The 20,099-nt window shown below is 68.2% G+C and carries 17 protein-coding genes; 16 read left to right on the top strand and 1 reads right to left on the bottom strand.

Annotated features, from left to right (window positions below):
- The first annotated feature begins 547 nt into the window (after positions 1–547).
- From AC6LJ5_RS19025 to AC6LJ5_RS19015, 3 genes are all read left to right on the top strand, one after another.
- Entirely contained in the window at positions 548–5,287 is a 4,740-nt protein-coding gene (locus tag AC6LJ5_RS19025) for a glutamate synthase-related protein (protein WP_103272005.1), read from the top strand.
- Between the two features lie 8 nt (positions 5,288–5,295).
- The gene (locus tag AC6LJ5_RS19020) at positions 5,296–6,762 is read left to right on the top strand and encodes a glutamate synthase subunit beta (RefSeq protein WP_103272004.1); all 1,467 of its coding nucleotides are present in this window, start codon (positions 5,296–5,298) and stop codon (positions 6,760–6,762) included.
- Positions 6,763–7,002: 240 nt separating this feature from the next.
- Complete coding sequence (locus AC6LJ5_RS19015) at positions 7,003–7,641, top strand: OmpW/AlkL family protein (RefSeq protein WP_498141290.1); 639 nt, start codon at positions 7,003–7,005, stop codon at positions 7,639–7,641.
- Positions 7,642–7,736: 95 nt separating this feature from the next.
- On the opposite strand, the gene AC6LJ5_RS19010 is transcribed toward AC6LJ5_RS19015, so the two are convergent.
- Positions 7,737–8,600 (bottom strand): LysR family transcriptional regulator, encoded by an 864-nt coding sequence (locus tag AC6LJ5_RS19010; protein WP_498141289.1) that lies wholly within the window; start codon positions 8,598–8,600, stop codon positions 7,737–7,739.
- 64 nt (positions 8,601–8,664) lie between these two features.
- Here AC6LJ5_RS19010 and AC6LJ5_RS19005 point away from each other — a divergent pair, with 64 nt between their 5' ends.
- The 13 genes from AC6LJ5_RS19005 (at position 8,665) to hisG (ending at position 20,074) form a co-directional block, all read left to right on the top strand.
- Positions 8,665–9,885 (top strand): YbfB/YjiJ family MFS transporter, encoded by a 1,221-nt coding sequence (locus AC6LJ5_RS19005; RefSeq protein ID WP_498141288.1) that lies wholly within the window; start codon positions 8,665–8,667, stop codon positions 9,883–9,885.
- A gap of 33 nt (positions 9,886–9,918) precedes the next feature.
- Positions 9,919–10,905: a Bug family tripartite tricarboxylate transporter substrate binding protein gene (locus tag AC6LJ5_RS19000; protein ID WP_103272000.1), complete on the top strand. Its 987-nt coding sequence runs from the start codon at positions 9,919–9,921 to the stop codon at positions 10,903–10,905.
- Positions 10,906–10,926: 21 nt separating this feature from the next.
- The gene (locus AC6LJ5_RS18995; protein WP_498141287.1) at positions 10,927–11,988 is read left to right on the top strand and encodes an NAD(P)H-dependent flavin oxidoreductase; all 1,062 of its coding nucleotides are present in this window, start codon (positions 10,927–10,929) and stop codon (positions 11,986–11,988) included.
- A gap of 288 nt (positions 11,989–12,276) precedes the next feature.
- A complete protein-coding gene (locus AC6LJ5_RS18990) occupies positions 12,277–13,113 on the top strand; it encodes an ABC transporter ATP-binding protein (protein WP_103271998.1) in 837 nt (278 codons plus the stop codon).
- Positions 13,110–13,898: a lipid asymmetry maintenance ABC transporter permease subunit MlaE gene (gene mlaE / locus AC6LJ5_RS18985; RefSeq protein ID WP_103271997.1), complete on the top strand. Its 789-nt coding sequence runs from the start codon at positions 13,110–13,112 to the stop codon at positions 13,896–13,898. The genes AC6LJ5_RS18990 and mlaE overlap by 4 nt, the downstream gene beginning before the upstream one ends.
- Before the next feature lie 12 nt (positions 13,899–13,910).
- Positions 13,911–14,411: an outer membrane lipid asymmetry maintenance protein MlaD gene (gene mlaD / locus AC6LJ5_RS18980; RefSeq protein ID WP_103276273.1), complete on the top strand. Its 501-nt coding sequence runs from the start codon at positions 13,911–13,913 to the stop codon at positions 14,409–14,411.
- Positions 14,412–14,486: 75 nt separating this feature from the next.
- Complete coding sequence (locus AC6LJ5_RS18975) at positions 14,487–15,287, top strand: MlaA family lipoprotein (protein WP_103271996.1); 801 nt, start codon at positions 14,487–14,489, stop codon at positions 15,285–15,287.
- Between the two features lie 37 nt (positions 15,288–15,324).
- A complete protein-coding gene (locus AC6LJ5_RS18970; protein WP_498141286.1) occupies positions 15,325–15,957 on the top strand; it encodes an MlaC/ttg2D family ABC transporter substrate-binding protein in 633 nt (210 codons plus the stop codon).
- A gap of 305 nt (positions 15,958–16,262) precedes the next feature.
- Positions 16,263–17,075, top strand: a complete 813-nt coding sequence (locus AC6LJ5_RS18965) for an ABC transporter ATP-binding protein (RefSeq protein ID WP_392412477.1) — start codon at positions 16,263–16,265, stop codon at positions 17,073–17,075.
- Positions 17,072–17,884: an ABC transporter permease gene (locus tag AC6LJ5_RS18960; protein ID WP_103271993.1), complete on the top strand. Its 813-nt coding sequence runs from the start codon at positions 17,072–17,074 to the stop codon at positions 17,882–17,884. Before AC6LJ5_RS18965 ends, AC6LJ5_RS18960 begins: the two co-directional genes overlap by 4 nt.
- A 5-nt stretch (positions 17,885–17,889) precedes the next feature.
- Positions 17,890–18,135, top strand: a complete 246-nt coding sequence (locus tag AC6LJ5_RS18955; RefSeq protein ID WP_103271992.1) for a BolA family protein — start codon at positions 17,890–17,892, stop codon at positions 18,133–18,135.
- Complete coding sequence (murA, locus tag AC6LJ5_RS18950) at positions 18,135–19,403, top strand: UDP-N-acetylglucosamine 1-carboxyvinyltransferase (protein ID WP_498141285.1); 1,269 nt, start codon at positions 18,135–18,137, stop codon at positions 19,401–19,403. The genes AC6LJ5_RS18955 and murA overlap by 1 nt, the downstream gene beginning before the upstream one ends.
- A complete protein-coding gene (hisG, locus tag AC6LJ5_RS18945; RefSeq protein ID WP_212319413.1) occupies positions 19,403–20,074 on the top strand; it encodes an ATP phosphoribosyltransferase in 672 nt (223 codons plus the stop codon). Before murA ends, hisG begins: the two co-directional genes overlap by 1 nt.
- Positions 20,075–20,099: the final 25 nt, after the last annotated feature.

The raw sequence follows: 20,099 nt of genomic DNA, 5'->3' as shown, positions 1-20,099 counted from the left end.
CAGCGCGGACGTCCGCGCAAGAAACCAGCCACGCCCGCGACAGCCGGGGACACTCCTGAAGCGACGCCCACGCCTGTGACGCCTGTTCCCGGGTCGTCACACTAATCTGCCCCCATTTTTAACGCGCCGCCGGCCATGCCGCGCGGCGCGTTTGCTTTTCGGCGCCCATTCCACATCCGGCCCTGCGGATCGCGGGCCGGCGGCAGGCCACTGTCGCCGCCCCTTGGCGCAGGGGCAGGCTTGATCTGATGGATTATTGCCACGAATTCCGCCGGAATCGATGCCGAAAAACGTCCTTTTAAACAGGGACACATAATTGGCATTTGCACACTTACAGTGCAGAGCTGGCCTCCACTTTTTCCCTCATCCCTCACAAAGCCTTTATTCATGCGGGTCTTGATATGACCCCTAATATTTAACACGGCGAAACAATTAAATTAATCAAGGGACGCACCCTCAATATTTTTATTGCACCCTACCCTCACCAGGGGTATTGTCCTTCTCCTGCACTGCAACATTACGACGCAGGCCCACTGCGGAGCGCGCCATGCCCAAAGACACCTTGAACGATTCCTGTCGCACCCCCAAGGCGACCCCCATCGATGCCAGCCGCATCGGCCTGCCCGCCCCCCAGGGCCTGTATCACCCGCAGAACGAGCATGACGCCTGTGGCGTCGGCTTCGTGGCGCACATCAAGGGCAAGAAAAGCCACGCCATCATTCAGCAGGGCCTGAAGATCCTGGAGAACCTGGACCATCGCGGCGCCGTGGGCGCCGACAAGCTGATGGGCGACGGCGCCGGCATCCTGATCCAGATTCCCGACACCCTGTACCGCGACGAATTCAGCCAGCAAGGCATCGTGCTGCCGCCGCCCGGCGAATACGGCGTGGCCATGGTCTTCCTGCCCAAGGAAACCGCCTCGCGCCTGGCCTGTGAGCAAGAGCTGGAACGCTCGGTCCGGGCCGAAGGCCAGGTCGTGCTGGGCTGGCGCAACGTGCCGGTGGACGTGGACATGCCCATGTCGCCCGCCGTGCGCGACTGCGAACCCGTCATCCGCCAGCTCTTCATCGGCCGTGGCGCCGACGTCATGGTGCCCGACGCGCTGGAACGCAAGCTGTATGTGATCCGCAAGACCGCCAGCCACGCCATCCAGAACATGCGCCTGGCGCACGGCAAGGAATACTTCGTGCCCTCGGCCTCGGTGCGCACCGTGGTCTACAAGGGCCTGCTGCTGGCCGACCAGGTCGGCCGCTACTATCGCGACCTGGCCGACCCGCGCACGGTCTCGGCCCTGGCGCTGGTGCACCAGCGCTTCTCGACCAACACCTTCCCCGCCTGGCCGCTGGCCCACCCGTACCGCATGATCGCCCACAACGGCGAGATCAACACGGTCAAGGGCAACTTCAACTGGCTGCGCGCGCGCGAAGGCATGATGCAGTCGGCCGTGCTGGGCGACGACCTGAAAAAGCTCTATCCCATCGTCTACGAAGGCCAGTCGGACACCGCTACGTTCGACAACTGCCTGGAACTGCTGGTGAACTCGGGCTACTCGCTGGCCCACGCCATGATGATGATGATCCCGGAAGCCTGGGAACAGCACACGCAGATGGACGAAAGCCGCCGCGCGTTCTATGAGTACCACGCGGCCATGATGGAACCCTGGGACGGCCCCGCCGCCGTCGCCTTCACCGACGGCCGCCAGATCGGCGCCACGCTGGACCGCAACGGCCTGCGCCCGGCCCGTTATCTGGTGACGGACGACGACATGGTGATCCTGGCCTCCGAGGCCGGCACGCTGTCCATCCCCGAGAACCGCATCGTCAAGAAGTGGCGCCTGCAGCCCGGCAAGATGTTCCTGATCGACCTGGAACAGGGCCGCATCATCGACGACGCCGAGATCAAGCTGCAGCTGGCCAACAGCCGCCCGTACCGCCAGTGGATCGAGCGTCTGCAGATCAAGCTGGAATCGCTGCCGGCCCCGCGCCAGGCCCATGTGGCCACGCAATCGTCCGTCTCGCTGCTGGACCGCCAGCAGGCCTTCGGCTGGACCCAGGAAGACTACAAGTTCATCCTGGAGCCCATGGCCACGACCGGCGAGGAAGTGATCGGCTCGATGGGCAACGATGCCCCGCTGGCCGTGCTGTCGGACCGCGCCAAGCCGTTCTACAACTATTTCCGCCAACTGTTCGCGCAGGTGACGAACCCGCCGATCGACCCCATCCGCGAACAGCTGGTGATGTCGCTGGTGTCCTTCATCGGCCCCAAGCCGAACCTGCTGGACATCAACAACGTCAACCCGCCGCTGCGCCTGGAAGTGTCGCAGCCGGTGCTGGACTTCGCCGCCATGGCGCAGATCCGCGACATCGAGCAGGTCACGGGCAAGAAGTTCCGCAGCTATGAGCTGGACATCACCTATCCGGCCGCCTGGGGCCCCGAGGGCATCGAGGCCCGCGTGGCCGCGCTGTGCGCGCGCGCCGTGGACGCGGTGCAAAGCGGCTACAACATCCTGATCGTGTCCGACCGCCTAGTCGACGGCGAGCGCGTGGCCATCCCCGCGCTGCTGGCGACCTCGGCCGTGCACCAGCACCTGATCCGCGCCGGCCTGCGCACCAACGCCGGCCTGGTGGTGGAAACCGGCTCGGCCCGCGAAGTGCATCACTTCGCGCTGCTGGGCGGCTACGGCGCCGAGGCGATCCATCCCTACCTGGCGCTGGAATCGCTGGGCAAGATGAGCGATCCCGAAAAGGCCGTGAAGAACTTCGTCAAGGCCATCGGCAAGGGCCTGAACAAGGTCATGTCCAAGATGGGCATCTCGACCTACATGTCCTACACCGGCGCGCAGATCTTCGAGGCCGTGGGCCTGCAGAAGGCGCTGGTGGACAAGTACTTCACCGGCACCGCGTCCAACATCGAAGGCATCGGCATCTTCCAGGTGGCCGAGGAAGCGCTGCGCCAGCACCGCGCCGCGTTCGGCAACGACCCGGTCCTGGCCAACGACCTCGAAGCGGGCGGCGAATACGCCTACCGCGTGCGCGGCGAAGAGCACATGTGGACGCCGGATTCCATCGCCAAGCTGCAGCACGCCTCGCGCCAGAACAACTACCGCACGTACAAGGAGTACGCGCAGATCATCAACGACCAGAGCCGTCGCCACATGACGCTGCGCGGCCTGTTCGAGTTCCGCTTCGACCCGTCGCGCGCCATCCCGCTGGACGACGTCGAGCCGGCCAAGGAGATCGTCAAGCGCTTCGCCACCGGCGCCATGTCGCTGGGCTCGATCTCGACCGAGGCGCACTCGGTGCTGGCCGTGGCCATGAACCGCATCGGCGGCAAGTCCAACACCGGCGAAGGCGGCGAGGACGAGCTGCGCTACCGCGCCGAGATGCGCGAAGGCAAGAGCACCATCAAGGACGGCGACACGCTGGCCTCGGTGCTGGGCGCCGACCGCATCGAAGCCGACGTGCCGCTCAAGAAGGGCGACTCGCTGCGCTCGAAGATCAAGCAGGTGGCCTCGGGCCGCTTCGGCGTGACGGCCGAGTACCTGTCCTCGGCCGACCAGATCCAGATCAAGATGGCCCAGGGCGCCAAGCCCGGCGAAGGCGGCCAGCTGCCCGGCCACAAGGTCTCGGAATACATCGCCAAGCTGCGCTACTCGGTGCCGGGCGTGGGCCTGATCTCGCCCCCGCCGCACCACGACATCTACTCGATCGAGGACCTGGCCCAGCTGATCCACGACCTGAAGAACGTCAACGCCAAGGCCTCGATCTCGGTCAAGCTGGTGTCGGAAGTGGGCGTGGGCACGGTGGCCGCTGGCGTGGCCAAGGCCAAGGCCGACCACGTCGTGATCGCCGGCCATGACGGCGGCACGGGCGCCTCGCCGGTGTCATCCATCAAGCACGTCGGCACGCCCTGGGAACTGGGCCTGGCCGAGACGCAGCAGACGCTGGTGCTGAACCGCCTGCGCAGCCGCATCCGCGTGCAGGCCGACGGCCAGATGAAGACCGGCCGCGACGTGGTCATCGGCGCGCTGCTGGGCGCCGACGAATTCGGCTTCGCCACCGCGCCGCTGGTCGTCGAAGGCTGCATCATGATGCGCAAGTGCCACCTGAACACCTGCCCGGTGGGCGTGGCCACGCAGGATCCGGTGCTGCGCCAGAAGTTCCAGGGCAAGCCCGAGCACGTCGTCAACTTCTTCTTCTTCATCGCCGAGGAAGTGCGCGAGATCATGGCCCAGCTGGGCATCCGCAAGTTCGACGATCTGATCGGCCGCGCCGACCTGCTGGACATGCGCTCCGGCGTCGAACACTGGAAGGCCAGCGGCCTGGACTTCACCCGCGTGTTCCACCAGACCCAGTCGGACGCCGATGTGCGCCAGACCGAAGAGCAGGACCACGGCCTGGCCGGCGCGCTGGACCACCAGCTGATCGAGCGCAGCAAGCCCGCGCTGGAACGCGGCGAGAAGGTGTCGTTCATCGTGCCGGTGCGCAACCGCAACCGCACCATCGGCGCCATGCTGTCCGGCGCCGTGGCGGCGCGCTACGGCCACGACGGCCTGCCCGACGACACCATCCACATCCAGTGCAACGGCACCGCCGGGCAGAGCTTCGGCGCGTTCCTGGCGCACGGCATCACCATGGACCTGGTGGGCGAAGGCAACGACTACGTGGGCAAGGGCCTGTCCGGCGGCCGCATCATCGTGCGCTCGCCCAATGACTTCCGCGGCTTCGGCCCCGACCACATCATCGCCGGCAACACCGTGCTGTACGGCGCGCTGGCGGGCGAGGCCTTCTTCAACGGCGTGGCCGGCGAACGCTTCGCCGTGCGCAACTCGGGCGCGGCCACCGTGGTGGAAGGCACCGGCGACCACGGCTGCGAGTACATGACGGGCGGCACGGTCGTGGTGCTGGGCGCCACCGGCCGCAACTTCGCGGCCGGCATGTCCGGCGGCGTGGCCTACGTCTGGGATCCGGAACGCACGCTCAAGCAGCGCGCCAACCTGTCCATGGTCGAACTGGAAGCCGTGGTGCCGCACGCCGAGCAGCAAGCGCAGAACGGCATCGACACCTGGCACAGCGCGCAGCGCGGCGGCGAGCGCGAGACTGACGAGACCATCCTGCGCCGCCTGGTGGAAGACCACTTCCGCTACACCGGCAGCTTCCGCGCCCGCGAGATCCTGGGCGACTGGGAAGCGGCGCGCGGCAAATTCGTAAAGGTCATGCCGACGGACTACCGCCGCGCATTGGGTGAAATGTGGCGTGCAGCCAACCCGCAACAACTGGCTGCGTGAGGGAAATCATGGGAAAGATCACCGGATTCATGGAATACCAGCGCCTGCAGGAGGCCTCCGAGGCCCCGCAGAAGCGGCTGAAGAACTGGCGCGAGTTCGTGCTGCACCTGAACGACGACCAGGCCAAGCAGCAGGCGGCGCGCTGCATGGACTGCGGCATCCCGTTCTGCAACAACGGCTGCCCGGTCAACAACATCATCCCGGACTGGAATGACCTGGTGTACCGGCAGGACTGGCGCCGCGCGCTGGACGTGCTGCACTCCACCAACAACTTCCCGGAGTTCACCGGCCGCATCTGCCCGGCGCCGTGCGAAGCCGCCTGTACCCTGAACATCAACAGCGACGCGGTCGGCATCAAGTCCATCGAGCACGCCATCATCGACAAGGGCTGGGCCGAGGGCTGGGTCACGCCGCAGGTGCCGGCGCGCAAGACCGGCAAGAAGGTCGCGGTGGTGGGCTCGGGCCCGGCCGGCCTGGCCTGCTCGCAGCAGCTGGCGCGCGCCGGCCATTCCGTGACGCTGTTCGAAAAGAGCGACCGCATCGGCGGCCTGCTGCGCTACGGCATCCCCGACTTCAAGCTGGAAAAGCACCAGATCGACCGCCGCATCTCGCAGATGGAAGCCGAAGGCGTTGAATTCGCGCCGTCGACCTACATCGGCAATCCCAGCGACGCGGCCGCCGACGGCCTGACGGTGCGCACGCCCGAATCGCTGATGGCCGAGTTCGACGCCGTCGTCATGACCGGCGGCTCCGAAACCCCGCGCGACCTGCCGGTGCCGGGCCGCGAGCTGTCGGGCGTGTACTACGCCATGGACTTCCTGCGCCAGCAGAACAAGGCCGTGGCCGGCGACCGCCTGACCAACCAGACGCTGGCCAAGGGCAAGCATGTGGTGGTGATCGGCGGCGGCGACACGGGCTCCGATTGCGTGGGCACCAGCAACCGCCACGGCGCGGCCTCGGTCACCCAGTTCGAGCTGATGCCGCAGCCGCCCGAGTCCGAGAACAAGAGCATGACCTGGCCCTACTGGCCCCTGAAGCTGCGCACGTCCTCGTCGCACGAGGAAGGCTGCGAGCGCGACTGGTCCGTGACCACAAAGCTGCTCAAGGGCAGCAACGGCAAGGTCGAGAAGCTTGTCGGCGCGCGCGTCGAATGGTTCAAGGACGAAGCGACCGGCCAGATGAAGATGCGCGAGGTCGAAGGCTCGGAATTCGAGATCAAGGCCGACCTGGTGCTGCTGGCCATGGGCTTCGTATCGCCGGTGCAGACCGTGCTGGACGCCTTCGGCGTGGACCGCGACGCGCGCGGCAACGTGCGCGCCAACACCGACGACTACCGCACCAGCGTCGAGAAGGTGTTCGCCGCCGGCGACATGCGCCGCGGCCAGTCGTTGGTGGTCTGGGCCATCCGCGAAGGCCGCCAGTGCGCGCGCTCGGTGGACGCCTTCCTGATGGGATCCAGCGACCTGCCGCGCTGATCGGCCGGGACCGGCCTGCACGGCCCCCACGCCGCCCCGCGCCGTCCAGGCGCGGGGCGGCGTTTCATTTGCGCGCCTGCCCCCCCAAACCGCGCGCGCGATCCGCGCGGGGCAGCGCGCCGTGTTGCGGCGCGACCACGCGATTCCCGACATCCCGGTAGGGTTTGATTCCTGTCAAGCCTGCCGGCGCCAGGGTTTGAGAACCTGTCGTCTCACCCCACGGAAAGATCGGAGAAGAAAATGTTTTCGAAGCTCGGGCGCGTCCGCGCCACCGCCATCGCCGGCCTGCTGGCCGCCGGCGCCTTCGCCGTCCCCGCCCATGCCCACGAGGCCGGCGATGTGCTGCTGAAGGTCGGCGTCACGCAGGTCCGCCCCGACTCCAACAACGGCAGCGTGCTCAACGGCGGCGTCAAACTGGACGTGAACAACAACGTCCGTCCCAGCTTCACCGTGACCTACATGGCCACGCGCAACATCGGCATCGAACTGCTGGGCGCCTGGCCCTTCCAGCACGACATCAGTGGCGGCGGCCTGGGCAAGATCGGCTCGAGCAAGCAACTGCCGCCCACATTGAGCCTGCAATGGCACATCCTGCCGGACAGCATGGTGCAGCCCTACATCGGCGTCGGCCTGAACTACACGCACTTCTTCGACACCAAGGCCGAAGGCGCGCTGGACGGCTCGAAGCTGAAGCTGAAGGATTCGTGGGGCGTGGCCGCGCAACTGGGCGCGGACATCAAGATCAGCGAGCGCTGGTTCATGAACGCGGACATCCGCTACATCGACATCAAGTCGAAGGTCAGCCTGAACGGCGAACGCATCGGCACCGCGAAGATCAACCCGTGGGTGGCGACGCTGGGCGTCGGCTATCGCTTCTGATCGGGACGCACGCATCAAGCAAGAACGCGCGGGCCACATGCCCGCGCGTTTTTTTTGGCGCTCGCAGCATGGCCGTCGCGCGACCGCCTGACGCCTCAGGCCGCCAGTTGATCGCGCAGCGCCTGCACCGCCGGCGTGTCGTCATCGGCCCGCCACACCAGCCGGGTGCGCGCGGCTCCGTACTTGCCCGGCAGGTCGCGCACCCGCAGCGCGGTCTGCCCGCCCAGCACATCCAGCACGGAGCGCGGCACGATGGCCACGCCCGTACCGGCCGCCACGCAGGCGACGATCGCGTGATAGGACGCGAACTCCATCACCTTGCCCGGCGCCACGCCTTCGCGGCCGAGCCAGGACTCCAGGATGCGGCGATAGGAACAGCCGGACGCGAAGGCGATCACCGTGTGATCGGCCAGCGCCCGCGCGTCGGCGATCTCGGGCCAGGCGCGCGGCGAAATCAGGACCAGCGTTTCGGCGAAGGCCTCGGTTGACGCCAGTCCCTCGGCGGGAAAGGGCTCGGCCACGAAGGCCGCTTCGAGTTCGTAGTCGCGCACCTTGGCCGCCAGCGCGGCCGAGGTGCCCGTGACCAGCTCGATGCGCACCTGCGGCCAGGCCGCGTGGTAGGCCGCCAGCACCGGCGGCAACCGGGCCGCCGCCGTGCTTTCCATGGTGCCCAGGCGCAACGTGCCGCGCGGCGCGCCGTCGCGCACGGCCTGCTGCGCCTCGGCCGACAACCGCAGCAGGCGGTCGGCGTAGGACAGCAGCACGCGGCCCTGGTCCGACAGCACCAGGCGCCGGTTCTGGCGGCGGAACAAGGGCGCATCCAGTGCAGCCTCCAGCTGCTTGAGCCGGGTGGACACGTTGGACTGCACACGGTTCAGCTGGGCGGCCGCGCGCGCCACGCCACCTTCATCGGCCACCGCCTTGAAAATCTGCAGTGCGTCCAGATCCAAATTTCTCATTTAAAGAACCTATGTTCTTAATAATTCACTATTCAAGATATTAGTACAGTCGTAGAGTGGGCTCATGTCAAGCCATGCCCAGCCCCTCGTCCCCGCTCGCAGCGCCGTCAGCCTCGCCTGGCCGGCCGCGCTGGCGCTGGCCGCGCTGATGGGCATCGGCCGCTTCGCCTTCACGCCGGTCTGGCCGCTGATGGCGCACGACGCCGCGCTCTCGCTGGAACAAGGCGGCTGGCTGGCCTCGGCCAACTACGCGGGCTACCTGCTGGGCGCGTTGATCGCGGCCGCGTGGCCGCCGCGCCGGCCGCTGGCCGCGCTGGGCGCCAGCCTGCTGGCGGTGGCGGCGCTGACCCTGGCCATGCCGCTGCCCCACTCCGTGGCGGGCTGGGCCGCGCTGCGGCTGGCGGCCGGCTGGGCCAGCGCGCTGGGCTTCATCTGCGTGGCCTCATGGCGGCCCGCGCGGGCCGGCGACCCGATCGAGCCGGCCGCGTCCGCCGTGGTCTATGCGGGCGTGGGCGCCGGCATCGCGGCGACCGGGCTGGCCTGCCTGGCCCTGATGGCGGCCGGCGCCACGGCGGCGCAATGCTGGGTGGCGCTGGGCGCGCTGGCGCTGGCCTTGTCGATGGCCGCCTGGCCCAGACTGCGCGCGGCGCTGCCGGCCACCGCCGCGTCCGCCCGCCCATCCCACCGGGAACCGCTGCCGCGCGGCATGGCGGGACTGGCGCTGCACTATGGCGTGTTCGGCATCGGCTACATCATTCCCGCCACCTTCCTGCCCGCCATGGCCAAGGACGTCATGCCCGATCCGGCGGTGTTCGGCTGGGCCTGGCCCCTGTTCGGGCTGGCCGCCGCGCTGTCCTGCCTGATGGTGCCTAAGCTGGCGCGCCGGCACGGCGAGATCCGGATCTGGCGCGGCGCGCAGGCGGCGATGGCGCTGGGCATGGCGGTGGCGGCGCTGCGGCACGACCTGGCCGCCGTGATCGTGGCGGCGCTGCTGGTGGGCGGCACCTTCATGGTCATCACCCAGGCCGGCATGGTGGCGGCCCGGCGCCTGGCGGGCGCGGCCGCGCCCCGTGCCGCCGCCCTGATGACGGCGGCCTTCGCCGCCGGCCAGATTGTCGGCCCGCTGCTGGCCGCCTGGACGGCGCGGCTGGGCGCCAGCCTGCCGCAGACGCTGGCGGCGGGCGCGGCGCTGCTGGCGCTGTCGGCCTGGGGCTTGGGGAAAATCACGGCCGCGCGCGGCAGCGCTGGGCATAATGCAGTCGACCCAAGGGGCAATGCCCCCTGAGGCCGCGCTCATTATGAAAGAGGAGTCCCCAGCATGAAACCGTTGCGCCCCCTGATCGCCGCCCTGGCCACCCTCGCGGCCGTCGCCGCCCCGTGCAGCCAGGCCCACGCCCAGGCCGCCGACTGGCCCGCCAGGCCCATCACCATGATCGTGCCCTATGCGCCGGGCGGCTTCGCCGACACCCGCGTGCGCCTGCTGGCGCGCAAGCTGGGCGAATCGCTGGGACAACCCGTCGTGGTCGAGAACAAGGCCGGCGCCGGCGGCGTGGTCGGCACCAACCTGATCGCCAAGGCCCAGCCCGACGGCTACACCATCGGCACCGGCAACCTGGCGCCGATGGCGGTGAACCCGTCGCTGATGAAGGAAATGCCGTACAACCCGCAGAAGGACCTGGCGCCCGTCATCCTGATCGAGAACAGCCCGCTGGTGCTCAGCGTCAACAATGAGCTGCCGGTCAAGACGCTGGCCGACCTGATCGCGCTGGCCAGGAAGCAACCGGGCAAGCTGTCGTTCGGCTCGTCCGGCGTGGGTGGCGCGCACCACCTGTCCGGCGAGATGTTCCGCGAGCAGGCCGGGATCGACATCGTGCACGTCCCGTACAAGGGCGGCAGCCTGGCCGCGACCGACCTGATGGGCGGCCATATCTCGATGATGTTCGAGATGGGTTATTCGGCGCTGCCGGCCATCCAGGGCAAGAAGATCCACCCGATCGCGGTCACCTCGGCCAGGCGCCTGGCCGTGCTGCCCGACGTGCCGACCATGGCCGAATCGGGCCTGGGCGGCTTCGAATCGTATAACTGGCAGGGCATCGTCGCCCCGGCCGGCACCCCGGCGCCCATCATCGCCAGGCTCAATGCGGAGTTCAACCGCATCCTGAAGGAACCCGAAGTCCAAAAGGCCATCGCCGACACCGGCAGCCAGGCCGGCGGCGGCACGCCCGAGGACTTCGCCGCCTTCATCAAGAGCGAAACCGGGAAGTGGGCCCACGTCATCAAAGCTGGAAACATCCAGCTCCAGTAACCCACGCCCCAGGAGCGCGCCATGACATCCCGCCTTTGCGAACGACTTGAACTCGACCAGCCAGTCATCCAGGCCCCCATGGCCGGCGGGGCCACCACGGTGGCGCTGGTGGCCGAATCGTCGCGGGCGGGCGTGCTGGGCTCGCTGGGCGCCGCCTACCTGAGCGCCGCCCAGATCGAGCAAGCCGCCGGCGCGATCCGCGAGCGCACCGACCGTCCCTACGCCATCAACCTGTTCGCGTCCGTGCCGGATCAGCCCTATCGGGGCGACGGCGCGCGCCTGCTGGCGCTGATGGCGCGGTATCACGAGCAACTGGGACTGGACGCGCCCGCCATGCCCGGCCCGCAGGCCGATCCGCTGGCGACGCAGATCGAAGCCGTGTTGCGCGCGCGGCCGGCGGTGTTCAGCTTTACCTTCGGCCGCATCGCGCCGGAGGTGCTGGCGCGGTGCCGCGAGCTGGGCATCCTGACGGTGGGCACGGCCACCACCGTGCGCGAAGCGGTGGCGCTGGAACAGGACGGCGTGGACGCCGTGGTGGCCCAGGGCTATGAGGCCGGCGGCCATCGCGGCACTTTCCTGGACGATTTTGACCAGTCGCTTATCGGCACGCTGGCGCTGGTGCCTCAGGTGGCCGACGCGGTCTCGGTGCCGGTGATCGCCTCCGGCGGCATCATGGACGGCCGCGGCATCGCCGCCGCGCTGGCGCTGGGCGCGCAGGCCGCTCAAATGGGGACGGCTTTTCTGTCCACCGAGGAATCCGGCATCTGCGACGCCTACAAGGCCGCGCTGCCCGCCTCCCGCTCCGAGCAGTCGCGCATCACCCGGGCCTTTTCCGGACGGCCGGCACGCGGCATCGCCAATGCATTCATGCGCGACATGGACGCGAATCCGTCCGACATCCTGCCCTATCCGTTGCAGAACGCCCTGACGCGGCCCATGCGCAATGCCGGCGGCCGCGCCGGCGATATCGACGTGCTGTCGTTGTGGGCGGGCCAGGGCGCGCCCATGGCGCGGCGCGAGAGCGCCGCCGAGCTGGTGCGCCGGCTGGCCATTGAGACCGCCGCGGCCCAGGCCCGGCGCTAATCCGGGACCGATTTCCGGAAGGGCCATGCGCCGGGCGGCCGCCGCCTCGCCCCACGGATTGTCCCTGATTGTGAAAAGACTGTTCCACTCGTTGCCTAGCAGATTGTGATCACAAATCGTCGGGATACAATGGCCCCTCGCCGCCGGTTACAGATCCGATTTCCTGTCCCGGCATATGAGTAACAGGGCGCTTCCCGACGCAGCCTGTTCTGCCAGCGCTGCGGCCCCTTGCCCGCGCCGGACGGACTGGCCGGCAAGCACCGCCGCCGAAACACCCTTTCGTTGCCCATGTCCGCTCACACCCGCAGCACCCCCGAATTCGCCCTGCGCCTGGAGGGCGTCGCGCTCGGCTACGGTGAATTCACCGTGCTGCGCGACATCTCCATGGACGTGCGGGCCGGCCAGGTCGTCGCCATCATGGGCGGCTCCGGCTCGGGCAAGACCACGCTGCTGCGCGCGGCCACCGGCCAGCTGATCGCCCAGCGCGGCACCGTCCAGGCTTTCGGCCAGGACATCGCCGCCGTCGACGCCGCCGGAATGCAGTCGTTGCGCAAGCGCATGGGCGTGCTGTTCCAGCAGGGCGCACTGTTCACCGACCTGAACGTCTTCGAAAACGTTGCTTTTCCGCTACGCGAGCACACCCGGCTGAGCGAGGCCGAACTGACCGAGCGCGTGCTGGACAAGCTCGACGCCGTCGGCCTGCGCGCCGCTGCCCACCTGAAGGTCGCCGAGGTATCCGGCGGCATGGCGCGCCGGGTCGCGCTTGCACGCGCCGTGGTGCTGGAGCCCGAGCTCATCCTGTATGACGAGCCCTTCGCCGGCCTGGACCCGATTTCCATGGGCATCACCGCCCGCCTGATCCGCGACCTGGCCGACCGCCTGGGCTGCGCCTCGGTGCTGATCACCCACGACGTGCAGGAATCCTTCGCCATCGCCGACCAGGTCTATCTGGTCGGCCAGGGAGAACTCAAGGCCGCCGGCACCCCGCAGATCCTGTCGCAATCGCAGGACCCCTACGTGCAGCAATTCCTCAAGGGCGAACCCGACGGCCCCGTCGCGTTCCAGTACCCCGAAACACCGGCCTTCAAGAAATGGCTGGCGCAACAACAGGGGCGCAAGGCATGAGCGGCAAGACCAATCCCATCAGCGCGCTGGGCGGCTGGATCCGGGGCCAGATTTCCGGTATCGGCTACTTCACCCGTTTCTTCCTGGGCCTGCTGGGGCGCAGCGGCATCGCGTTCTCGCGCCCGCGCCTGGTATCGCAGCAGATCCACTTCATCGGCAATTACTCGCTGCTGATCATCGCCGTGTCCGGCATGTTCGTCGGCTTCGTGCTGGGCCTGCAGGGCTATTACACGCTGAACCGCTACGGCTCGTCGGAAGCGCTGGGCCTGCTGGTGGCGCTGTCGCTGGTGCGCGAGCTGGGGCCGGTGGTCACGGCGCTGCTGTTCGCCGGCCGCGCGGGCACCTCGCTGACCGCCGAGATCGGCCTGATGAAGGCCGGCGAACAGCTGTCGGCGATGGAAGTAATGGCGGTGGACCCGATGCGCCGCGTGCTGGTGCCGCGCCTGTGGGGCGGCATCATCGCCATGCCCATCCTGGCGGCGGTGTTCTCCATGGTGGGCATCCTGGGCGGCTGGGTGGTCGGCGTGCTGATGATCGGCGTGGACCCCGGCGCCTTCTGGTCGCAGATGCAGAACGGCGTGGACGTCTGGAACGACGTGCTCAACGGCGTCATCAAGAGCCTGGTGTTCGGCGTCACCGTGACGCTGGTCTCGCTCTACGAAGGCTGGCAGGCCAAGCCCACGCCCGAGGGCGTGGCCCGTGCCACCACACGCACCGTGGTGGTGGGATCGCTGGCGGTGCTGGGCCTGGATTTCCTGCTTACGGCCTTGATGTTTGGAAACTGATACGGATTGATCATGTCACGCGAAAAAACCGACTTCTGGGTAGGCCTGTTCGTACTGCTGGGCGCGGCCGCGCTGGCGTTCCTGGCGTTGCGCGCCGGCAACCTGAGCGCCTTCTCCTTCGCGCCCACCTATACCGTCACGGCGAACTTCGATAACGTGGGCGGCCTCAAGGTGCGCGCGCCCGTCAAGAGCGCCGGCGTGGTGGTGGGGCGGATCGCCGGCATCTCCTTCGACGACAAGACCTTCCAGGCGGTGGTGTCCATCAACCTTGAGACGACCTACAAGTTCCCCAAGGACTCGTCGGCCGCCATCCTGACGTCCGGCCTGCTGGGCGAACAGTACCTGGGCCTGACGCCGGGCAGCGAGGAAGAGAACTTTGCCGAGGGCGGCAAAATCCGCTATACCCAAAGCGCCGTCGTGCTCGAGCAGCTGATCAGCAAGTTCCTCTACGGATCGGCCGAAAAGCAAGGCTCGGGCGGCGCCCAGGAACCGGCCAAGACGCCCGCGAATTAAAGACTAACCGGCGCGCGGTATTGCCTGCCGCACAGCCGTCGCTTATAAGAAAATATTGATAGGGATGCCCTGATCATGAACACGCACGCTCTTTCCCGCATCGCCACCGTCGCGGCCGCGGGCGCACTGATGGCCGGCTGCGCCGCGCCCAAGAACCCCGATCCGCGCGATCCCTGGGAAGGCTTCAACCGGGGCGTCTACAAGTTCAATGATTCGGTCGACCGGGTGGTCTTCAAGCCCGTCGCCCAGGCCTACACCTACGTCACGCCGCAGCCGGTGCGCAGCTGCGTGCACAACATCTTCAGCAACGTCGGCGACCTCTGGTCTGGCGCCAACAGCATGCTGCAGGGCCGTGGCCACGACTTCGTCAACACGCTGGGCCGCTTCCTGTTCAACACCACCATGGGCGTGGGCGGCTGCTTCGACGTCGCCTCGGCCAACGGCGCGCGCAAGATCCCGAACGACTTCGGCACCACGCTGGGCGTCTGGGGCATCGGCCAGGGCCCGTACCTGGTGCTGCCGTTCTTCGGCTCGTCCACCATCCGCGACGGCGTCGGCCTGGCCGGCGACTTCTACGGTCGCAAGGCCACCTACACCAGCATCAGCGCGATCGACAACGTGCCGCTGCGCAATTCGCTGTGGGGCCTGAGCGTGGTGGACGCGCGCGCCAGCCTGCTGGACGCGACCAACACGATAGACCGCGTGGCGCTGGATCCGTACAGCTTCGTGCGCGACGCCTACCTGCAACGCCGCGCCGCCATGGTGCTGGGCCAGAAGGTGGGCGACGAGTCCGCGCTGCCGAACTACGAAGACGACGAGGACGACGCCAAGGGCGCCGCCCCCGCCATGGCGCCGGTCGTCCAGCCCGCCAAGTAAGTCAACGCCGCCGCTCGCGGCGCAGCAAGGAGAGTTCATGCAGTTTTCATTGTTTTCGACATTCAAGCGGCTGGCGGTTGCCGGCCTGATGAGCCTGGCCGCCGCCGGCGCCAATGCCCAGACCCAGCCCGACCCCAACGGGCCGGCCGACAAGTTCGTGCTGGCCGCGGCCGACCAGGCCCTGGCCGTGCTCAAGAGCGACGGCGCGGTCAAGTCCGGCAACACGACGCGCATCAACCAGGTGGTCGACCAGCACATCCTGCCCTACGTGAACTTCCAGAAGACGACCCGCCTGGCCGCCGGCCGCTACTGGCGCCAGGCCAACGACAAGCAGAAGCACGATCTGGCCGAGGCCTTCCGCGGCACGCTGGTGCGCACCTATAGCGGCGCGCTGACGCGGGTCGACAACAACACCAAGGTCACGCTGGTGCCGAGCCGCGGCAGCCTGGATGGCGACGACGTGGTCGTGCGCACGCAGATCAGCCAGACCAACGCCGCGCCGGTGGGCGTGGACTACCGCCTGGAAAAGACGCCGCAAGGCTGGAAGATCTACGACATGAACGTCGAGGGCATCTGGCTGATCGAGAACTACCGCAACCAGTTCGCGCAGCAGATCAACCAGAACGGCATCGACGGCCTGATTCAGGCGCTGAACCAGCGCAACCAATAGGCGGCCGGCTCCGGCCTCAGCCAGCCCGGCATGTCCTCGCGGCGCGCCGGGCTTTTTTTTCGCTCCCGTGCCGCGCGATGACGCCGCGCGTTTCAGCGCAATGCCAGGATGGGGCAATAAGGGGACGCATAAGCCCGGAACGCCCCGGTCCACCACGTGGCCATAGGCGCGTCGCGCCGCCATGCGTATATATAATGACCGATTCGCGCTTTGCCGGACGCTCCTGCGCGCCCGCAAACTTGGTCACCCCTCTGGTCATCCCTGGTCAGCCCCTGGTCCCCCGGCAAACCGCCGACCCCGCCGCCATGTCCGCAGTCAGCCTCGAAAACGTATCCAAAATATATGCGCCGCGCTCGCGCGGCCTGGGCAGGCTGTTCGGCCGCGCGCCCGGGCCGGGCTTCCAGGCCCTGAACGACGTCAGCCTGCGCATCGAGCACGGCGAGTTCTTCGGCCTGCTGGGCCCCAACGGCGCCGGCAAGACCACGCTGATCTCCATTCTGGCCGGCCTGGCGCACGCCACCTCCGGCCGCGCCTCGGTCTGTGGCTACGACGTCGTGGCCGACTACAAATCGGCGCGACGGGCGCTGGGCGTGGTGCCGCAGGAACTGGTCTACGACCCGTTCTTCACCGTGCGCGAGACGCTGCGCATCCAGTCGGGCTATTTCGGCCTGCGCAAGAACGACGACTGGATCGACGAGATCCTGTTCAACCTGGGGCTGGCCGACAAGGCCAACTCCAACATGCGCGCGCTGTCCGGCGGCATGAAGCGCCGCGTGCTGGTGGCGCAGGCGCTGGTGCACCGCCCGCCCGTGATCGTGCTGGACGAGCCCACCGCCGGCGTGGACGTGGACCTGCGCCGCACGCTGTGGGAATTCATCTCGCGCCTGAACAAGGCCGGCCACACCATCATGCTGACCACGCACTACCTGGAAGAGGCCGAGGCCCTGTGCGGCCGCATCGCCATGCTCAAGGGCGGCCGCGTCGTGGCGCTGGACACCACCCAGGCGCTGCTGGCGCGCGTGGGCGGCGTGGACCTGGAAGACGCCTTCGTGCGCATCATGCATCAGGACGACGCCCCCGCCGTCCACAGCCCGCAACCCGTAGGGACCCCGCAATGACCCAACCCGCCGCGCCCGCCAGCCAACCGCTGGTGCAGCCCCGCCTGGACGCGGGCTCGGGCTTTCCGACCCTGCTGCGCAAGGAATTGCTGCGCTTCTGGAAGGTCAGCTTCCAGACCATCGCCGCGCCGGTCATCACCGCGCTGCTGTACCTGCTGGTGTTCGCCCACGTGCTCGAAGGTCGGGTCATGGTCTACGGCAGCGTGCCGTACACCGCGTTCCTGATTCCCGGGCTCATGATGATGAGCATGCTGCAGAACGCCTTCGCCAATCCGTCGTCGTCGCTGATCCAAAGCCGCATCACCGGCAACCTTGTGTTCATGCTGCTGCCGCCGCTGTCGCACCGCGACATCTTCGCCGCCTACGTGCTGGCCGCCGTGGTGCGCGGCATCGCCGTCGGCATTTGCGTCTGGGTGGTGGCGCTCTACTTCGTCTCGCTGGTGCCCGCGCATCCGCTGTGGCTGGCGGTGTTCGCCGTGCTGGCCTGCGGCATCATGGGCGTGCTGGGCCTGATCGCCGGCCTGTGGTCCGAGAAATTCGACCAGCTCGCCGCCTTCCAGAACTTCCTGATCATGCCGGCCACCTTCCTGTCCGGCGTGTTCTATTCCATCCACACGCTGCCCGCCTTCTGGCAAGGCGTGTCGCACTGGAACCCCATCTTCTACACCATCGACGGCTTCCGCTACGGCTTCTTCGCGGTGTCCGACGTCTCGCCGTGGCGCAGCCTGGCGGTGGTGGCGGGGGTGTTCCTCGCGCTTTCGATCTATGCGCTGCGGCTCCTGGCCAGCGGCTACAAACTCAGGAACTGAAGTCCATGCTTCCCACTCCCGCGCAAGTCCGCCAATACATCGCGGACGGCCTGCCCTGTGACCACCTGGACGTGCAGGGCGACGGCTCGCATTTCGACGCCGTCATCGTCAGCGCCGCCTTCGAGGGCAAGCGCCTGATCCAGCGCCACCAACTGGTCTATGCCGCCCTGGGCGACCGCATGAAGGCCGAGATCCACGCGCTGTCGATGCGCACCCTGACCCCGGACGAATACCGGCAGGCCGGCAAATAATGGACAAGCTGCGCATCACCGGCGGCGCCCGCCTGCACGGGGAAATCTCGATCTCGGGCGCCAAGAACTCGGCCCTGCCGATCCTGTGCGCCAGCCTGCTGACGGCCGACGCGCTGTCGCTGGCCAACGTGCCGCGCCTGAACGACACCGGCACCATGCTGAACCTGCTGGCCCGCATGGGCGTGCGCGCCGAGCGCGGCAATGACGGCATGGTCACGCTGCAGGCCGACCGGGTCGACAGCCTGGAAGCGCCCTACGAACTGGTCAAGACCATGCGCGCGTCCATCCTGGTGCTGGGCCCGCTGGTGGCCCGGTTCGGCGAGGCGCGCGTCAGCCTGCCCGGCGGCTGCACCATCGGCCAGCGTCCGGTGGATCAGCACATCAAGGGCCTGGCCGCGCTGGGCGCCGAGATCAGCATCGAGCACGGCTTCGTGGTGGCGCGCGCCAAGCGCCTGAAGGGCGCTTCCATCCGCACCGACATGGTCACCGTGACCGGCACCGAGAACCTGCTCATGGCGGCAGTGCTGGCGGATGGCCGGACCATCCTGGAAAACGCCGCGCGCGAGCCCGAGATCGTCGACCTGGCGGAACTGCTCATCAAGATGGGCGCCCGCATCCAGGGCCACGGCACGGACCGCATCGTGATCGACGGTGTCGAGCGCCTGCACGGCGCCGAGCACCGCGTCATCTCCGACCGCATCGAGGCCGGCACCTTCCTGTGCGCCGTGGGCGCGGCCGGCGGCGACATCACGCTGCGCGACACCGATCCCGGCATCCTCGGCGCCACGCTGGACAAGCTGGTCGAGGCCGGCCTGACCATCGAGACCGGCCCCGACTGGATCCGCGGCGCCATGTCCGCGCGCCCCAGGGCCGTGGGCTTTCGCACGCACGAATATCCCGGTTTCGCCACCGACATGCAGGCGCAGCTGATGGCGCTGAACACCGTGGCCGACGGCACCTCGGTGGTCGTCGAGACCATCTTCGAGAACCGCTACATGCACGTGCAGGAACTGCGCCGCATGGGCGCCGACATCGACATCGACGGCCACACCGCCATCGTGCGCGGCGCGCCCAGGCTGTCGGGCGCCACCGTCATGGCCACCGACCTGCGCGCCTCGGCCAGCCTCGTCATCGCCGGCCTGGCCGCTGACGGCGACACGCTGGTGGACCGCATCTACCACCTGGACCGGGGCTACGACCGCATGGAACTGAAACTGCGCGCCCTGGGCGCCGACATCCAACGCGTCAGCGGCAAGGAGAATGCTTGATGAGCGAAACCACCACGCCGCTGACCCTGGCCTTGTCCAAGGGGCGGATCTTCGAGGAAACCATGCCCCTGCTGGCCGAGGCCGGCATCGAGGTGCCCGAGAATCCGGAAAGCTCGCGCAAGCTGATCCTGCCGACCAGCGATCCCGGCCTGCGCCTGATCATCGTGCGCGCCTCGGACGTGCCCACCTACGTGCAGTACGGCGCGGCCGACCTGGGCATCGCCGGCAAGGACGTGCTGATCGAGCACGCCGCGCAGCAGCCCGGCGGGCTGTACCAGCCCATCGACCTGAACATCGCCAAGTGCCGCCTGGCCGTGGCCGTGCGCAAGGGCTTCGACTACGAGGCCGCCGTGCACCAGGGCGCGCGCCTGCGCGTGGCCACCAAGTACGTGCAGTCAGCCCGTGAACACTTCGCGTCCAAGGGCGTATACGTCGACATCATCAAGCTGTATGGTTCGATGGAGCTGGCGCCGCTGGTCGGCCTGGCCGACTGCATCGTCGACCTGGTCTCCACCGGCGGCACGCTGCGCGCCAACGACCTGGTGGCGGTCGAGGACATCATGCCGATCTCCTCTCGCCTGATCGTCAACCAGGCCGCGCTGAAAACCCGCGGCGCGCGCCTGCAGCCGCTGCTGGACGCCTTCGAGCGGGCCGCCGCCCGCAATGCCTAACCCCAGGCCGCCGCGTCCGCGCGGC

The sequence above is a fragment of the Achromobacter sp. 1011791174 genome, from assembly GCF_059760925.1.
The sequence above is the reverse complement of the archived record's forward strand: the minus strand, read 5'-3'. Positions and strand labels throughout refer to the sequence as shown.

Excerpts from the sequence above, each read along its gene's own strand:
- AC6LJ5_RS19025 (WP_103272005.1), top strand. The coding sequence starts at position 548 with ATGCCCAAAGACACCTTGAACGATTCCTGTCGCACCCCCAAGGCGACC.
- AC6LJ5_RS19020 (WP_103272004.1), top strand. The coding sequence starts at position 5,296 with ATGGGAAAGATCACCGGATTCATGGAATACCAGCGCCTGCAGGAGGCC.
- AC6LJ5_RS19015 (WP_498141290.1), top strand. The coding sequence starts at position 7,003 with ATGTTTTCGAAGCTCGGGCGCGTCCGCGCCACCGCCATCGCCGGCCTG.
- AC6LJ5_RS19010 (WP_498141289.1), bottom strand. The coding sequence starts at position 8,600 with ATGAGAAATTTGGATCTGGACGCACTGCAGATTTTCAAGGCGGTGGCC.
- AC6LJ5_RS19005 (WP_498141288.1), top strand. The coding sequence starts at position 8,665 with ATGTCAAGCCATGCCCAGCCCCTCGTCCCCGCTCGCAGCGCCGTCAGC.
- AC6LJ5_RS19000 (WP_103272000.1), top strand. The coding sequence starts at position 9,919 with ATGAAACCGTTGCGCCCCCTGATCGCCGCCCTGGCCACCCTCGCGGCC.
- AC6LJ5_RS18995 (WP_498141287.1), top strand. The coding sequence starts at position 10,927 with ATGACATCCCGCCTTTGCGAACGACTTGAACTCGACCAGCCAGTCATC.
- AC6LJ5_RS18990 (WP_103271998.1), top strand. The coding sequence starts at position 12,277 with ATGTCCGCTCACACCCGCAGCACCCCCGAATTCGCCCTGCGCCTGGAG.
- mlaE (WP_103271997.1), top strand. The coding sequence starts at position 13,110 with ATGAGCGGCAAGACCAATCCCATCAGCGCGCTGGGCGGCTGGATCCGG.
- mlaD (WP_103276273.1), top strand. The coding sequence starts at position 13,911 with ATGTCACGCGAAAAAACCGACTTCTGGGTAGGCCTGTTCGTACTGCTG.
- AC6LJ5_RS18975 (WP_103271996.1), top strand. The coding sequence starts at position 14,487 with ATGAACACGCACGCTCTTTCCCGCATCGCCACCGTCGCGGCCGCGGGC.
- AC6LJ5_RS18970 (WP_498141286.1), top strand. The coding sequence starts at position 15,325 with ATGCAGTTTTCATTGTTTTCGACATTCAAGCGGCTGGCGGTTGCCGGC.
- AC6LJ5_RS18965 (WP_392412477.1), top strand. The coding sequence starts at position 16,263 with ATGTCCGCAGTCAGCCTCGAAAACGTATCCAAAATATATGCGCCGCGC.
- AC6LJ5_RS18960 (WP_103271993.1), top strand. The coding sequence starts at position 17,072 with ATGACCCAACCCGCCGCGCCCGCCAGCCAACCGCTGGTGCAGCCCCGC.
- AC6LJ5_RS18955 (WP_103271992.1), top strand. The coding sequence starts at position 17,890 with ATGCTTCCCACTCCCGCGCAAGTCCGCCAATACATCGCGGACGGCCTG.
- murA (WP_498141285.1), top strand. The coding sequence starts at position 18,135 with ATGGACAAGCTGCGCATCACCGGCGGCGCCCGCCTGCACGGGGAAATC.
- hisG (WP_212319413.1), top strand. The coding sequence starts at position 19,403 with ATGAGCGAAACCACCACGCCGCTGACCCTGGCCTTGTCCAAGGGGCGG.